The organism is Sulfurimonas sp. HSL3-7 (assembly GCF_039645985.1).
GTDB lineage: Bacteria > Campylobacterota > Campylobacteria > Campylobacterales > Sulfurimonadaceae > Sulfonitrofixus > Sulfonitrofixus jiaomeiensis.
Genome location: NZ_CP147919.1, coordinates 2,379,332 through 2,395,865 on the forward strand (window position 1 = coordinate 2,379,332; position 16,534 = coordinate 2,395,865).

13 protein-coding genes are annotated in these 16,534 nt (G+C 50.9%); 5 read left to right on the top strand and 8 right to left on the bottom strand.

The window, feature by feature from the left end:
- Positions 1-150: 150 nt before the first annotated feature.
- Both WCY20_RS11735 and WCY20_RS11740 read right to left on the bottom strand, forming a co-directional pair.
- Positions 151-2,739: a plasma-membrane proton-efflux P-type ATPase gene (locus WCY20_RS11735; protein WP_345975354.1), complete on the bottom strand. Its 2,589-nt coding sequence runs from the start codon at positions 2,737-2,739 to the stop codon at positions 151-153.
- Between the two features lie 322 nt (positions 2,740-3,061).
- Positions 3,062-4,258 carry an outer membrane protein transport protein gene (locus WCY20_RS11740; protein WP_345975356.1) on the bottom strand — a complete coding sequence of 399 codons (1,197 nt, stop codon included), beginning with the start codon at positions 4,256-4,258 and terminating at the stop codon, positions 3,062-3,064.
- A 297-nt stretch (positions 4,259-4,555) separates the two neighbouring features.
- On the opposite strand from WCY20_RS11740, the gene WCY20_RS11745 reads away from it, so the two are divergent.
- Together WCY20_RS11745 and WCY20_RS11750 are read left to right on the top strand one after the other, a co-directional pair.
- Entirely contained in the window at positions 4,556-5,875 is a 1,320-nt protein-coding gene (locus tag WCY20_RS11745; RefSeq protein ID WP_345975357.1) for an OmpP1/FadL family transporter, read from the top strand.
- 8 nt (positions 5,876-5,883) lie between these two features.
- Entirely contained in the window at positions 5,884-7,974 is a 2,091-nt protein-coding gene (locus WCY20_RS11750) for a hypothetical protein (RefSeq protein WP_345975359.1), read from the top strand.
- Positions 7,975-8,101: 127 nt separating this feature from the next.
- Here WCY20_RS11750 and nfo read toward each other — a convergent pair whose 3' ends face one another.
- The 3 genes from nfo to WCY20_RS11765 all read right to left on the bottom strand — a co-directional run bounded on the left by nfo (position 8,102) and on the right by WCY20_RS11765 (position 10,761).
- Positions 8,102-8,956, bottom strand: a complete 855-nt coding sequence (nfo, locus tag WCY20_RS11755; protein ID WP_345975360.1) for a deoxyribonuclease IV — start codon at positions 8,954-8,956, stop codon at positions 8,102-8,104.
- Positions 8,957-9,290: 334 nt separating this feature from the next.
- Entirely contained in the window at positions 9,291-9,713 is a 423-nt protein-coding gene (locus tag WCY20_RS11760) for a hypothetical protein (RefSeq protein WP_345975361.1), read from the bottom strand.
- A 28-nt stretch (positions 9,714-9,741) separates the two neighbouring features.
- Positions 9,742-10,761: an aldo/keto reductase gene (locus WCY20_RS11765; protein WP_345975362.1), complete on the bottom strand. Its 1,020-nt coding sequence runs from the start codon at positions 10,759-10,761 to the stop codon at positions 9,742-9,744.
- Positions 10,762-10,894: 133 nt separating this feature from the next.
- On the opposite strand from WCY20_RS11765, the gene WCY20_RS11770 reads away from it, so the two are divergent.
- Entirely contained in the window at positions 10,895-11,899 is a 1,005-nt protein-coding gene (locus WCY20_RS11770; RefSeq protein WP_345975364.1) for an HD domain-containing phosphohydrolase, read from the top strand.
- Positions 11,900-11,964: 65 nt separating this feature from the next.
- Entirely contained in the window at positions 11,965-13,239 is a 1,275-nt protein-coding gene (locus WCY20_RS11775; protein ID WP_345975365.1) for a DNA polymerase IV, read from the top strand.
- Between the two features lie 106 nt (positions 13,240-13,345).
- Here WCY20_RS11775 and WCY20_RS11780 read toward each other — a convergent pair whose 3' ends face one another.
- The gene (locus WCY20_RS11780) at positions 13,346-13,657 is read right to left on the bottom strand and encodes a hypothetical protein (protein WP_345975367.1); all 312 of its coding nucleotides are present in this window, start codon (positions 13,655-13,657) and stop codon (positions 13,346-13,348) included.
- A gap of 396 nt (positions 13,658-14,053) precedes the next feature.
- Between WCY20_RS11780 and WCY20_RS11785 the strand changes: the two genes are divergently transcribed.
- Positions 14,054-14,911 carry a DUF234 domain-containing protein gene (locus tag WCY20_RS11785; RefSeq protein WP_345975368.1) on the top strand — a complete coding sequence of 286 codons (858 nt, stop codon included), beginning with the start codon at positions 14,054-14,056 and terminating at the stop codon, positions 14,909-14,911.
- Here the strand turns inward: WCY20_RS11785 and WCY20_RS11790 are convergent.
- The gene (locus WCY20_RS11790; protein WP_345975370.1) at positions 14,908-15,618 is read right to left on the bottom strand and encodes an endonuclease; all 711 of its coding nucleotides are present in this window, start codon (positions 15,616-15,618) and stop codon (positions 14,908-14,910) included. The two genes, WCY20_RS11785 and WCY20_RS11790, sit on opposite strands and share 4 nt — an antisense overlap.
- Positions 15,615-16,463, bottom strand: coding sequence for an N-carbamoylputrescine amidase (aguB, locus tag WCY20_RS11795; protein ID WP_345975371.1), 849 nt, complete (start codon positions 16,461-16,463; stop codon positions 15,615-15,617). Before aguB ends, WCY20_RS11790 begins: the two co-directional genes overlap by 4 nt.
- Positions 16,464-16,534: the final 71 nt, after the last annotated feature.

Genomic DNA, 16,534 nt, shown 5'->3' on the forward strand with positions numbered 1-16,534 from the left:
ATATAAAGTGATCTATTCTTATCTGCAAACATTGATCATGTTTTTTTATTGTATCAGAAATAAGCATAGCTTGATGCCTTGTGTCAGCATCAGATTCTCATGCCATTTCACCTGGTAACAGATACCCGTAATTACACTATAAAAGCGGAGCTATCGGTCGCTACCCTTCGTACCCCTGTTTTTTCGGTAGTAACGCAGTACCGCCATCTTGACAAGATCATTGAAGATAAACCAGACAAACGCATATCCCCACATACCCATCGCCCATCCCCACCCTATGGGGTGCATCAGGCCGAAACCGTAGACCCCGATCAACGTACCGGCTAAGGCACTGACGAAGGATGCCGACAGCAATTTCCATGAGGGAAGCGGCTGTTTGAAAAACCAGTCGTCAATACGGGTGTTGAAGATGGTGCCGTGACCGGCGATGACCAGTTTGACGAAGAAAATGGACTGCATTAGTTCAAGCGGAAGGTGCATTAGGGACATTAAAAGCCAGAAAAGTCCGAAGGAGGAGAGGACACCGGCAATACCTAACCACGAAGAGAGAACAAGGATCTCCTTCATATCCCATTTTACGGGCTTTTGTCGCACTTTCGTATTGTCATAAGCTATGGTCAGTATCGGGATATCGTTAAGAAGGGCCAAAAAGATGATCATCAACGCCGTGATCGGATAGAACTGAAAAATCACGATTGCCAGGGTCATAAAAATGATCACCCGTATCGTTTCGGCAATCCTGTAGATCGCATAGCTTTTCATCCGCTCAAAGGTGATGCGTGCAATATTAACGGCGTCGACAATGACGTGAAGCCCCGGTGCCATCAGGACGATATCTGCGGCCGCTCTCGCCGCATCAGTCGCCCCGCTGACGGCGATCCCGCAGTCGGCCTTTTTCAGTGCGGGCGCGTCGTTGACCCCGTCGCCCGTCATCCCGACGATGTGACCCGCCTTTTGCAGTTCATCTACGATAAAATACTTATCCTCCGGGTAGACCTGTGCAAAACCGTCCGCCTTTTCGATCATTGCAATGATCTCGGATTCGTGTTTTTTGACACTCCCTTTGGGAAGCTCGACGGCATAAAGCTGTTTCTCGACTTCGGAGACGATCCCCGCCACCAGCGAGGCGGTCTCCTCTTCGCTTGCCTCCGGCCGCATCTTCCTGGCCATCGCTTCGGAAAGGACTTTTGAAAGGATCAGGTACTCTTCGATGCTTTCGCCTTTGAGCTCGCGCACATCCTCTATCTTATCTCCTATCTTCAGCAGATCAGCGATATAGGCTGCCACGGCGATATTGTCGCCGGTGACCATCTTGACATCCACCCCTTTTTCTTCCGCATCAGCAATCGCCTCTTTGGAGTCATCACGCGGCGGATTATAGAGCGGGACAAGCCCTGCAAACCGGTATACTTCTTCCCCGTCTGTCCGGTACGCCACCCCCAGCGTCCGGAAACCTTTGTGTGCAAATTCTGCTACCACTTCATACGCAGCGGCCTTGTCAAAGTTTCTGTCATTGCACAACTCGATGACCACCTGCGGCGCACCTTTGGTAACGGTCAGTCCACTCCCGTCGACATTGACGGTCATCACAGCTTCGGTACGTTTGACCACCGGGTCGAAAGGGAGATACTTTCCAAGAGTATAGCCCGAAAGCTTCTCGTAGAGGCCCAGATCTTTCAGATAGGCAAAAATAGGTGTCTCTATCGGATCACTGTTTTCTTCTTTGCAGGCCAGGGCGGCGTAGAGAAGCAGTGTGTCCGCATTTTCAAGCCCGACAACGTACGGTTCGGAGATTTCCATTTTGTTCTGCGTCAGCGTCCCGGTTTTGTCCGAGCAGAGCACATCCATGCCGGCCAGTTCTTCGATTGCCGCCAGATGACTGACTATCGCCTCTTTTCTGGCAAGTATCGATCCCCCTACTGCCATTGTCACGGTCAGTACCGCCGGCATCGCCACCGGTATGGCCGATATCATCAGAACCAGTGCAAAGACCAGCAGCTCCAGTGTCGGTTCATGCCGATAGAGGCCGACAGCGATGATGACCGTAATCATCACAACAGTAAGAACGATCAGAAAATTGCCGACAGTCAAAACCATTTTCTGAAAATGGCTGTGCTCCTCTCTCTGGGCTTTGGCCACCAGTGCAACCGTCTTACCGAAATAGGTATCCTTCCCTGTTGCCGTAACGACCGCTCGCATCTCCCCCTGTTTGACGACTGCATTGGCGTAGACCTCCTCGCCGGCTTCACGCTGAACCGGCAGGGATTCCCCGGTCAATGCTGCCTGGTCTACGGAGAGGAACTCCCCGCCGCCGGTCAGCCTGGCGTCCGCGGGAATGATATTGCCGATGGTGAGTTTGATGATATCGTCCGGGACGAGTTCACGCGAGGGGAGCTGCACCCATCGGCCGTCACGCAGCACCAAAGCTGTGCGCGCCAGCTTCTGCTTCAGTACCCGGATGGCATTCAGCGCTTTCGACTCCTGGTAGTAATCGACGCCGCTGTTGACCAGCAGCAGGATCATGATGATCGTGAAGTCATCCCACCGCTGCGCAAATGCCGAAAGCAGGGCCGCCGCTTCGATCATCCACGGGATCGGACCCCAGAAGCGACGGAACAAACGATGCCATTTCGACTCCTCTCTTTCGCTTATCTCATTGTAGCCGTGCCGTTTCAGCCCTTCTTCTGCCTGCTCGCTGCTGAGCCCTCCATCCATCTGAAAACTATGTTCGTCCCTCATCCCGTCTCCTTTGATGATCTATCATCTCGTAGGATACTGCAATCCACTAGCTGTCTCTTTTTTATCTGTGACGAAAGAGACCAATGCTGTGTATTTTGACGCTGTTAGATTATAACACTTTGTTGACGACAAGTATCAAACAGTGTGCTGTTTTCGCTGCAGACTCATCTGTAAACAACAATTCGGTTTGGCTGAGCATACACGGTATTGGACTAAAAGTGGCAGTTTCTATTCTGATACGTCCGCGATCAATACAGGAGAAGGAATTTGGAGGAGTTATAACGCAGGCAACTGCCCGCAAAGGGGCAACTGCAAAGAGAATTTAAAATCTGTAGCCCAGCCCGACGCTGACCAGAAGGGCGCTTGAACCGCTGAATGTCCCATCTATCGTATCACTTGAAACGGTTCTGTCTTCTTTGGCATCATATAAAACGGCCGCACCGATATCGAACGCATCATTGACGGCCCAGCGTATACCGCCCGAAAAGATAATGGCATTGCTGTCCGGAAGTTCGAATCCAAGTGTCTTCTCCGGAACCGGCGTCTCATCATATGCCAGCCCCAGCATCAGATCAAAATAATCATCCAGTTCCTGCGTCAGACCCAGGCGGACGGTGTTTGTATCTTCCCAGCTTTTATCAGCAGGCTGCCCTGGCAACGTACCAAAAGCAGGGATCTTAATATTTAACTCGTCATACGCTGACCAGAATGCTCTTTCATAGACAAGCTCTAAATTTGTGCTGTCTGTCACATCGACATCTGTGGCAATAGTCAACACAGCAGGTAACGGCACTGTCACCGAAGCAGGAGTGGTCATAGTACCATAGGTAGGGTGGGTAAATGTATCGCCCCCTTCTTCCGTCAAATCGACATTGGAACGGTAGGTTAGCGCCATACCCCAACTCTCGTACGGTTTGTAGGAAAGCGCCAGGTTGTACCCCAGATCCCAGCTATTGCCCTCTAAATCAAGTCCTCCCCCTTCAGATGAAGTTTTAATAATGCCTTCAGAATAGACGAAACGGGCACCGACAGCGATAGCAAGATTGTCCATGATCCTATATGAAAGGGTAGGATTCACCTCGATCACTTTCAGCGTGAACTCTTCTGCAAATGCAGCTTCAACCCCGCTAGGCCAGCGCTTGGAAAGCCCTGCCGGTGCATTGACAGAAAGACCAAGTCTAAAATCCTCATTTTCATCAAGAGGTGTGCTAACAACATAGATCTGCGGGATAACGAAGTCTTCCGATGCACTCTCTGCCGTATGATCTTCAGAGCCGCCTACTGATCCGCTGAACTCGATCGGATTAAGGTGAATATACATCGCATTCAACTCAAGATGCTTGTCCGAACTCATAAAAGCCATGTTCGCAGGGTTGTAATACGCGGCGTCCGCAGCAGATGTATTGGACACATACGCACCGGAAAGTGCCGTCGAGTTCAGCGACTGCTCCGGGATCTTGTATCCAGATGCCATAAGTGATGTTGCAGCGACTGCTGAGACAACTAGTAGTTTTTTCATTTATTCTCCTGATTTCGTTTCAAACATTTTTTGCTTAAACTCTTTGCAAACACGCTTTTCTTTCAAGGGAAGCGTTAGTCGCTCCATTTTGCCATAGATGCTTTATAGCTTTCATTAATAGGTATTGTTTTCCATACTAAAAGGCTGATATGTTGCGAAAACACCGTGATACAGGACAGTCCGGCATCACATGATGCCCTTAATGAACGAAAATAGTTTAAAGCTATGATATTTAGCTGATTTTAATAGCTTCCTCTTTATAGTAAACATTACTTACTTAATGATGGGAGTGCTGAAATGCCTGTACTAAATTCAAAAATCATACGCTCTTTCATAGCGGCCAGCATACTTGGTGCGGCCTTTGCACACGGTGCCGGTTTTGCTATTATCGAAAACGCTGCCTCGGGAATGGGTTCCGCCTTTTCTTCCGGCGGGGCAGCAGCTGAAGATGCTTCCACTATCTGGTTTAACCCGGCATCGATGACCCGCCTTAAAGGCCACAACGCGGTGGCAGCTGCGCACCTGATTGTCCCGAAGACCGATTTTACAGACACCGGTTCCACCTATGCGGACGGTACCCCGCTGAACGGTCCGAACTCCGAGGGCGGCAAAACGGCGCTGGTGCCAAATTTCTACTACACTGCCGGTATCACCGAATCTCTTTTTGCCGGGATCGGCATCAATTCTCCTTTCGGACTGGGAACCGAATATGACGATGACTGGGTCGGCCGCTACCATGCAGTCGATACCGATCTGACAACCGTCAACATCAATCCGGCGATCGCCTACAAGATCGATGACCACTGGAGCGTCGGCGGCGGTGTCAGCCTGCAGTATGTCGATATCACTATGAGCAGCGCTGTCGATTTCGGAGCCCTGCTGGGTTCACCGGGATCTGCCGACGGGTTCGCCGAACTCAGCGGCGACAACAGCGAAGATCTCTCTTTCGGATGGAATATCGGCCTGTTATACAACCTGAACGAAGCGACACGTTTCTCACTTGCCTACCGTTCCGCTGTCAAACACCATGTCATCGGCGATGCGGATTTCACTGTTCCCGCCTCCGCCGCGCCTGTTGTCAGTACAGGCGCTTTCACGGACACAACCCTCTATTCGGATGTCACCCTTCCGGCATCCGCATCGTTCAGTGCGTTTCACTCCCTCGATGAAAAGCTTGATCTGATGCTCGATATTCTCTGGACGCAGTGGAGCGTCTTCGATGAGCTGCGCATCAAATACGACAACCCGGAACAGCCCGACTCTGTCACGACGGAGAACTATCAGGACCAGTGGCGCGTTGCTTTAGGCGGCCGCTATCATCTCAACGACGATCTTCTTCTGCGCCTTGGTACGGCGTACGACCAAAAAGCGGTAAAAAGCAGCAAGTACCGCACCCCCCGCATTCCCGACAACGACCGCCTCTGGGTCTCGCTCGGTCTGGGGTACAGACTTGCGAAAAACGTCAGTTTCGATCTCGGATACAGCCATCTTTTTGTCAACGATGCCTCCAGCGACAACACCTTTGAATCGAGCCAGTCTTCGATGAACCACACCCTCAAAGGCGATTATGATTCAAGTATCGACATCTTCAGTGCACAGCTGACAGTAAATTTCTAGGAGTCCTTATGTATTTCAAAACATTGTTGATCACGGCAACAACAGCAGTGCTGCTTTTTAGCGGCTGTAAAGATGACAGAAGCACCGACCTTCAGGACAGCCTTGTCGGCAACACCGTTGACGACAAGATCGCCGGTTATGCCATTTTCAATCCCGACGCAGAGCTGATTCCGTACCCCAACAACATACTCTTCGCACCAAACAGTTCGGGGGCAGATGATTACGATTACGGGCAGACCCTTAATATCCCGTACGAAGAAGGCGATCTGGATGCCAATATCAAACGTCAGCTCAACACTTTGACAGGATTTTCCACCACCTCCCCGATCACCGCACCAATCACCGCAACGCTCGATCCTTCGACCATTCCTGGCGGTGTGAAGCTCTATGAAGTAGACATCAATGCCTCGGGAGCCGTCACCGGCATCGCGAATACACTTCAGTACGGCGTCGACTACATTCCGACACAGAGCGGCAGCAACATTGTCATCCTGCCGCTGAAACCGCTTGCATCACTGAGCAACTACATGGTGGTGCTCACCAGTGATCTGCAGGACACAAACGGCCGTGTTTTAGCACCCGATATTGCCACGGCATTGACCCTCAGCCCAAACCCTGTTGAAGCCAGTGATTCTCTAGATGCAGAAACGGCAGCGGCGCTTGAGACGATCCGCCTGGGCAACAGACAGATGCTGACAGTATTGGCATTGGCAGGTAAAGACCCAAGCAACACCGTGCAGATCTGGAGTTTCCGCACACAGATGATCGGGGCGGTCCAGGCAAACATCGCCGCTGCGGCCACCGGCGACAGTGTTCTATCGCTTGGCGATACAAGCATGACGACAAAGGTTCTATTTGGTATGCTTGGAATGGATACAACCTTAATGGACGGCAATGCCGAGATCTACGATGGGAATATCTCTGCTATGCCACAATATATGCCACAAGCTTCCCAAGCCAATCCGCTTCCTGTGTTTCAAGGTGAATTCTCCTACAGTGCGCCGTTCACACCTGTCTTCGAGGCCAATGTCACCATCCCTGTCATAGCGACGCTTCCAAACAGTACATCAGGCTGTACAATGCCTACCAACGGCTGGCCGGTAGTGATCTATCAGCACGGTATCACCCGTGACCGTACCGACCTTTTTGTCTATGGCGAGACCCTCGCCAAAGCCTGTTATGCGGGTATTGCCATCGACCTGCCGCTGCACGGTGTTACAGACGATAGCAATCCGTTTTACAAAGCAGGAATCGAGCGGACGTATGATCTGGATCTGGCTACCGAAATATGGATAGATGGGTATGGCTACGCTATTCAAAGCTATACTTCTGACGGTATTATTGATTCGACGGGTGCACACTATATGAACCTTCCCAACGTCATCACTACCCGCGACAACCTTCATCAAACAACTTCCGACCTGCTTCAACTGCAAAATGCGATCGCTGCGGCAAGCGGCATCACCTTTGATCCTACGCGCATCAGTTTTCTCTCCCATTCATTGGGAAACATGGCATCAATCGGTTTTTTAAACCATACAACTTCACTCTCTTCGGCTGTTTTGGCTATGCCGGGGCAACAGTTTATACCGCTGCTTGATAACTCTGCCGTCTTTGGACCGGCGATCGAATCAGGGCTGGCTGCGAAAGGGATCATAAAGGGTACGGCGGAGTATGATGCGTTCATGCTTGCATCGCAGACACTGGTCGATGATGCGGATCCGGCGAACTATTCAGCAACTGTCGGCGCAGGAACATTGCCTATCCTGGAGATTGCTGCCGTTGGTGACGGTACAGAAGGCTCCGGCGACCAGCATATCCCCTATACTGTGGCGACAGCACCGTTAGCCGGCGGTAAACCGTTTATCGATTTTACGGGAGCACAAGACATCAATACATCAGGGCTTTCTTCCGGAGATATCTATCTGACCAGCAGTACAAAAACAGTCACAAAACTGACCGAAGGGGAACACCGTTCCGCGCTCGATCCGCAATACAGTATGGATGCTTTCATTGAGGTTCATACCGAATTGATCTCATTCATCGGTTCAAACGGGACGGCGATTCAAGTTGCTAATCCTGCGATCATCCAAAAATAGCAGTGTTCCAGCCGCAACGTACCGACAATACAAAATTCATATCGGCAGAGTGGAGAGGTAGGAAACCTCTCCTTTTCCGAAAGTTATTGATACGGCAGGGATGCTGTACCCTCTTTTAACGATTCGCTTACTTCTCTTCGAGCGAATACAGCAGCTTGATCTCTTCGGCCCAGATCGTTTCGTCGATCGTCTCAAGAATAAGCGGGATGTCATCCATACGCTCATCGTTCATAATAAACCCGAACGCATCCAGGCCGATCTTCCCCTTGCCGATGCTGTCGTGACGGTCCACATGCGAACCGAGGTCGGGTTTGGAGTCGTTGATATGCATCCCCATCAGGTAGTTGAACCCGATGACCTTCTCGAACTCGCCCCAGGTCGCATCGTAAACCTCTTTGGTGCGGATATCGTAACCCGCGGTGAACATGTGACAGGTATCGATGCAGACCCCGACACGCGACTTGTCTTCGATCTTGTCGATGATATGGGCGAGATGCTCGAACTTCCAGCCGAGGTTGCTCCCCTGCCCCGCGGTGTTCTCAAGAACGAGGCTGACCCCCGATGTCCGCTCAAGCGTGCGGTTCATGTTCTCGGCAATGGCATCGAGACACGCCTCTTCACTGTGCTTTTTAAGGTGCGAACCCGGGTGAAAGTTGAGACGGTCCAGCCCCAGCAGCATACAGCGTTCGACCTCATCGACAAAGGCGTCAAAAGACTTGGCACGCTTGTCCGCCTCCGGGTGGCCAAGGTTGATCAGGTAGGAGTCATGCGGCAGGACATGTTTGGGCAGGATGCCGCTGAGTTCAAGATTCTTTTTAAAAAGATCGATCGTCTCCGTATCAAGCGGTTTTGCCGCCCATTGGCGCTGGTTCTTGGTAAAGAGAGCAAAGGCTTTCGCCCCGATCTCCATCGCATTGAGCGGGGCGTTGAATACCCCGCCTGCAGCTGAAGTATGCGCCCCGACAAATTTACGACTCGGCATTTAGTGCCTCCCTGCATTGTATTTTAATACTTATCTTACTCATTAAAATCCTTTTTATTTATTTCATACGCCAGATGAACAAAGTCCCTCTGGCTACGCTAACGCTGAGTTCTCCTCGGCGGAGTGCCCGTACGCCTTGGCGTACTTTACCAGTTTAATATGCCAAATGAACAAAGTCCCTCTGGCTGCGCTAATGCTGAGTTCTCCTACGAATCGGCATTTAATGCCTCCCATGCACTGCATTGTTGATGCTTGTCGGCGGAGTGCCCGCGCGCCCTATGCCGCGCCTGACCTATTTAATATGCCAGATGAACAAAGTCCCTCTGGCTGCGCACTACTGTTTTTTTATTTTTATCAATACACTGTTTTTTCGATCTTTAAAATAGATCGTACCCGGTCTGATCGTATAGCGGATATCGACCTCATCATTGACGATCCGCTGTTCAAACCCATTATCATCTTTTACAAGATTTTTTCCCTTATAGATAGGCTTGGAACGCAAAATGTTTTCAAGCAGGGTATCCGGATATTTTTGACTCAGATATTCTGCATTGAAACTGCTTTTGCGCATACACCCTTCACCCTCGATGCAGATCAGTTTTTCCACTTCGATCTTTGCCACGGCCTGCCCCGCTGAAAAGAGTTCGAGAGCGACAAGCTCTTCATTACTACGCACATACCCGGTATCAGCGAATTTAAGCTTTGATGACTTTAAGACGATGGTCGCCGCATCGGTCTGAACATAAGGTTTTGCCATGCATCCGCCAAACAGCAGGATAAAGGCACTAGCCCATAGGATATAAAATTTTCTCATGTACCGCGTCGCAGGCCCTCAGAACCTCATCATCAAGTGTCAGTTCCATCGCCAGTAAAGAGGCATCCAGCTGATCCGGCGACGTGGCGCCGATGATCGTCGAAGCGACAAAATCAAACTGCTTGCTCCATGCCGTCGCCAAAGTGACCGGATGCAGACCCGCTTCGTTGGCGATGCGAATATACTCCTGGGTAGAGGCCAATGTCTTATCGTTCAAAAAGCGCTGCGCCATCAGACGCTGGCGCTGGTTAGGCGACTTGAGGTAGTCACTGAAACGCCCTTTTGCCTCTGGATTTTGATTGTATTTGCCGCTCAGCACACCCCCGCCCAGAGGGGAATAGGGCAGAAGCGAGATCTTCTCGTTGATGGCGAGCGTGGAAAGCTCGTCCAGAAAACGGCGGTTCAACAGTGAAAAGTTGTTCTGGATCGACTCGAAACGTGCCAGCTTCTCATACTTGGAGACGCTCAAAGCCTTCATCGTCCCGTAAGCACTGTCGTTCGAGGTGCCGATATAGCGCACTTTACCGCTCTCTCCCAATCGGTCAAAGGCTTCCATCGACTCTTCGATCGGCACAACGGTGTCCGGCCAGTGCATCTGGTAAAGGTCGATGTAGTCCGTCCCCAAACGCTTTAGCGATCCTTCCACCGCACGCTCGATGTGGAAACGGTCGATCGCCGTAAGCGCATGGCGGATCGGCGGTACAAACCACCCGGACGCCGCCCCGGCAACTTTGCTTGCCAGGATGACACTCTCACGCGGTTTCGTCTTTAGCCAGCGCCCTACGATCTCTTCGGTCATTCCCACCAGCTTGCCCTGGGGCGGCACCGGGTAAAGCTCTGCGGTGTCATAAAAGTTGACACCGGCATCGTAAGCCCTGTCCATGATGGCAAAGGCGGTCTTTTCGTCCGGAACCTGTGTCCCGAAGGTCATCGTTCCCATACAGATCGGGCTCACTCGCAGGCCCGACCGGCCGATATAACGGTATTGCATTACGTCACCATCCAAAAATAATGCATAATTGTAGCAAGTTGCTTGAAGGAACATCTTACAAAAACACTTTAGCTACGATTTATTAAATGGCGTTATACTTAATTATTCACAGGCGAAACGGATACCTTTAAACATGTCATTTGAAGAAAAAAAGTTTCATATTCTCACGATTGACGATGCGCAGACCAACCGCATCATGATCGAAAAGATTCTCAAGGATGCCGGTTACACCGTCACCTCTGTTTCAAGTGGTTTAGAGGCGATCGAGTTATTGCACGAGGGGCTTACGGCCGATCTGATCCTGCTTGACATCATCATGGAGGAGATGAACGGATTTGAAACCTGCCAAATCATCAAAAAATCCAAAAAGGCGATGGCCGAGATTCCCGTGATCTTTTTAACGGCGATGTCGGATATAGAGGGAATCAGCAACGGTTTTGAGGTCGGCGGAGTGGACTATATCACCAAACCGTTTCAAAAAGTTGAACTTCTTGCCCGCATCAAGACCCATCTTAAACTCAAGCACTATCAGGACCAGGAGATCGAACAGACCCAGCGCGAACTGATCTATACCATCGCCCGCATCACCGATGTCCACAGTCTCGAGACAGGCAACCATATTAAACGGGTCTCCGAGTACGCCAGACTGCTTGCCATACTGGCCGGTTACGATGAGGAAAAAGCTGAGATCTTTCAACTTGCCTCCGCAATGCATGATGTCGGCAAGATCGGTATTCCCGATGCCATCGTAAACAAACCCGGAACACTCACCGATGAAGAGATCACTGTTATGCAAAGACATCCCGATATCGGCTATGAGATTCTCTCGCAATCCACGCGTCCTCTGCTGAAAGCATCTGCCATTGTTGCACAGCAGCACCATGAACATTACGACGGCACCGGCTATCCTCGCGGTCTTAAAGGCAAAGAGATCCACATACTTGGACGGATCGCGGCCCTGGCCGATGTCTTCGATGCGCTCGACACACCGCGCTCTTATAAAAAACGCTGGGAATCATCTGAAATACTCGCCTTTATTCAACAAGAGAGCGGCAAACATTTTGACCCGCAGCTGGTGGAGCTTTTTATCAATAATTTCGGCCGCTTTAAAAAGATCCGCGATACATTCCCGGACTAGAGAGCACCGCTTTCACTTTGCCATAAATCTGTCACCTCATACATACTCCTGCTATACTCACAGGCATGAAAATACATATCGATCTTGACTGCTTTTTTGTCTCTGCCGAACGCACTCTCGACAAAAGCCTTATGGGCAAACCCGTCGGGATCGGCGGGCGGGGTGACACCAAGATATTTTCGCATGAAAAAAGCCGCCAGTTTCTCAATTTAAAGAACAGCGGCGCCTTTGTTCCGGCTTACTTTTTCGAGCACCGCTCCTCCAAACAGAACGATCTGCATAAATTCATCGACGCGGACGGGCGCATACGGGGCATGCTGACCACCACCTCATATGAGGCACGCGCTTTCGGGATCAAAACAGGCTGTACGATTCGCGAAGCACTTCAGCGCTGTCCTGGTATCATCATCAAACAGCCTAACATGCGCCTTTATCAGGAGCTCTCTTACAAACTCAAACGTTTTCTGCAAAAGCGCATCCCGCTCATCGAGCAGGGCAGCATCGATGAATTTTACGGCGATCTTGACGGGTGGGTGGAGGAGAGCGATGTGCCGCAATTTATCAACGACCTGAAAAACGAGGTGATGGCGGTACTCGACCTGCCCCTCTCCATCGGTGCCGCCTATTCCAAGTTCACCGCCAAGATGGCCACCAATGCGGCCAAACCTTTCGGTACAAGGGTGGTCTATCCGCATGAAGTAGATCGTTTTATACACGACCTTCCTATTACGAGTTTTCCGGGAATCGGCCGCCGAACGGCTGCGAAGCTTCAAGGCCTCGGCCTCAATACCCTCGGCGAAATCAAAAAGCATCCGCATCTCTTCCTGCACTCGACAAAGTCCCAACGCGACCTCTACGAACGGGTCTGCGGCATTGACAAAACACCGCTGCAACAGGAACGCGAACGCAAATCCATCGGGATCTCACGCACCTTTGACCCGGAGATAGACCGCAAAGAGCTGCAGCGCCGTGTCATCATCCTGTCGCGCCATCTTTCGCATGCACTGATCCGGATGAAAAAACTGCCCACCCATTACAGCTTTTCCATCCGTTACGAGATGAACCAAAAAGCGCATGCCAATATCACCGTTGACCGTCTCTTCAGCGAATCCTACCTTCGGGAGATCATGATCGATCTCTTTACCAAAGCTGATCAGTACAGAAACCTCAAAGCGATCCGGCTCGGCCTCTCCTGCAGCGCTTTTACCCAGAGCAACCATCACACCTTCTCTCTGCTTGAGTATGATGAGGATAGCAAGCGCCACCGCCTCACCCAAAGCACCTCTGCCCTGCGTGAGAAATACGGGCTGGATACCCTGCAGTGGGGAGGGGAGCTGTAACCTCAACACCTCCTTGAAGAAAATCAATAAACGGAAGATATATTAGCAGAGGTCGAAGGTTCCGCAGAATATTCGCGACAAGTTTACGACGGTGAGACATACCGTTTCAAGCAACACCACCACTTACACTGCCCAAAAGATCAATGAAACTATAGCAGTGTTTGACAATCAAAAACTGCCAGCGTACATATAATGTGAGGGAAGTCAATGCGTCTGTTTGCGGAACATCTGCAGCGCTGAGCGAAGCTCTGTTTATCGCGTTAAGAAAAGCACATTGTTTGAGCCGTAAGGCGAGTTTGGGCTTTTTAGCAATAAACAGCGTGTAGCGAAGGTAGTCAGCCGTAAAGGCTGACCGCGAAGCCGTTGCGAGAGCTTTTTTTGTTTCTTTTTTTGCGTCGAAAAAAAGAAAGAATAGCAACTGAATAAAAGTAGCTGTTTTTTAGAATGTCTTTATAGCACTAGGATGTCACTTTTTCTTCTTTGCTCGTACAAAGAAGAAAAACTAACGCAAAAAGAAGAAAGTACGGTACCCTCCCGGCCACTAGCAAGTAATTAAAATGGGCGACTTTCAACCTCCGCCCGTTTCGGCACGTCTGCCGAAACTTCAGTGTCCTGACGCAACAGACCTTCCAGTAAAAATATCCGCAATCTGTTCCAAAGACTGAAAACTGATTTCCATACACCGATGCGCTATAATTAAAGCATCAAAAACAAAAGGTTTCCCATACACAACCCGTCTTTACTGCAGCAGTTCCGTTCATTCTATTTTCGCAACTACCCCCATTCCCTCGAAGCGGCAATCGATTATTTCGCCGTGTTCGGCGGATTGGGGTGGGAAGTCGATACCGACATGCCTATTCTTGAAGCGATCGACGAAATAATTTTGGAAAACTACGGCCATTTACACAATATCATCGCCGATTACACGCTGAACGACAGGGTCTTCAACACCATCCTGACCGCCATCGCCTGGGGTGACCGGCGGACCCATTCGGCCTTCAAACACGCACGCATCTCCAACGACAGCGGTAACGAAGCGATCGATTACCTCTGCAAAAGCGGCCTGATAGAACGTGAACCCTCACGGGAACTGCCTCCCGAGCGCGAACACCCGCAGCAAAAGCTCAAAAAAGAGATCGAACGCCACCGCATCTCCGACAAGCTGCATTTCACCAGCCCGTTTCTTCGCTTCTGGTTCGCTTTCGTCTCGCCGCGCGCAAAGGCGATCTGCCAGGGCGATTACGATGCTATCATGTCCCGTTTCAAAGAGCGCGAACAGAACTGGAGCAGTCTCGATTTCGAAAAGCTCTCTATCGAACTGCTCAAAAAAAGTTTCGTTCACGATCCCATCGTCGAAGTGGGCAGCTACTGGGATAGGCTGGTCGAGATCGATATCCTTGCCAAAACACGTTCAGGCAAAGTGATCGTCTGCGAATGCAAATACACCAATACCAAGATCAATAAAAGCGAATTGGCCAAGCTAAAGGCAAAATGCGAGACGGCCGGGGTCGAACCCGATATCATCGCCCTCTTTGCCAAACGAGGTTTTTCCAACGAACTGGAGGCACACAAGGAAGAGGGGTTGAAGCTGTACGATCTCGAAGATTTCAGAAGCCTCCTTGACGATTTGATTGAGAACGATCTAATCGAAGGCCTGCCCTTACCGTTCTAGCGGCACCCCTCTTTGATCCAGCGGTTTGTAGAACCCTGAATCTTCATGATCGTCTTTGCGATAGCACACTCGCGTTTGTCGACCGAATCAAGTTTATGCCAGTAATAATAGTCCTCTTTCTCTTCCAAGGTGAGGTCCAGACCGTAGCGTTCATTCATGTAGAGATAGACCCGGGCGATATCGCCTTTCAGGTTATCCGGCGGTTCTATCGCCTTGGCATCCATCTTGACCTTACCGACCACATATTCAGCTTTGTCTACCTTCATAAAGATCTGATCTTTGCGCTTGTCGGCAATAGATGAAACGACAGGAATAAAGTTGAAAAGGTCGGCCTCCATCTTTCGGTACGCCGCATCGCTCTGACGGCAGCAGCGCTTCCCTTTATAATTTTTCCCCGTATATTTACTGACGCAGACCTCTTCGTTCATGCACTCTCTGTTACGCCCGTAGAAGCTGTCGGGAACGACCTGTATCCACTTCACCGTCTGGTTCTGCTCTTGAACACTGCAGGTCGAGGTATCGACCATCGTCTTGTCCATGCACGACTGCAGATCGTAGGTGTAGTCACAGCTGTTGAGCCATGTCTTTTTGTAATCGAAATGTATCTTTTTGATCAGTTTGATTGCCTGCGTGCGGTTTTCGGGCGCCTCATAGCCCCGTCCGAAAAGCGTTATTGCCGTCAAGACAAGAAGAAAGTACTTCATCATGAACGGCATATCTTTTCATACATCTCAGGACGGCGGTCTTGAAAGAGTCCCCAGTACTCTTTCTGTTTCCGGTTCTCCATAATGTCGTACTCGGCGTAGATGACCGTCTCTTCGTCCCGTGAGGCTTCGGCGATCTTACTGCCGGTATAGTCGCTCATGAACGACGAACCGTAAAAGGTCAGCGTGCAGCTCTCGCCCGCCTCCTCGCCGATGCGGTTGGCGGCGATGACAGGTACCGTATTGGCCGCGGAGTGTCCCTGCTGGACCCGCTGCCAGTGTGCTTTCGAATCGACATGGATCTCCGGTTCGCTGCCAATCGCCGTCGGGTAAAAGATCAGCTCCGCTCCCATCAAGGCGAGCGAGCGCGCCGTCTCCGGGAACCACTGGTCCCAGCAAATGCCCACGCCTATTTTGGCATAAGCGGTCTGCCAGACCCTGAAGCCGGTATCGCCGGGTTTGAAATAGAACTTCTCCTCATAACCCGGACCGCTCGGGATGTGGGTCTTGCGGTAGTTCTCCATAACGGTGCCGTCGGCATCGATCACCACTAGGGAGTTGAAGTAGTCGCTCCCCGACTTCTCGAAGTAGCTCAGCGGCAGCACCACCCCAAGTTCTTTCGCCACTGCACTGAAACGGCCGATAAGCGGGTGCCCTTCACGTTCCTGTGCCCAGGAGAAGTACTTCTCATCCATATCCTTGCAGAAGTAAAGTCCCTCGAAAAGTTCCGGCAGCAGAATGATCTGCGCGTCGTTAGCAGCCGCCTCTCTGACCAGCGCTTCCGCCCTGTCGGCATTGGCCTCTTTGTCTTCACTCATTGCCATCTGGATCGCGGCTACTTTGACCATCACAACTCCTCTTTCCAACACTTTTATTATGCTCCTGCAATCGTATCACAGGCAGAATTCAACCCTCTTTT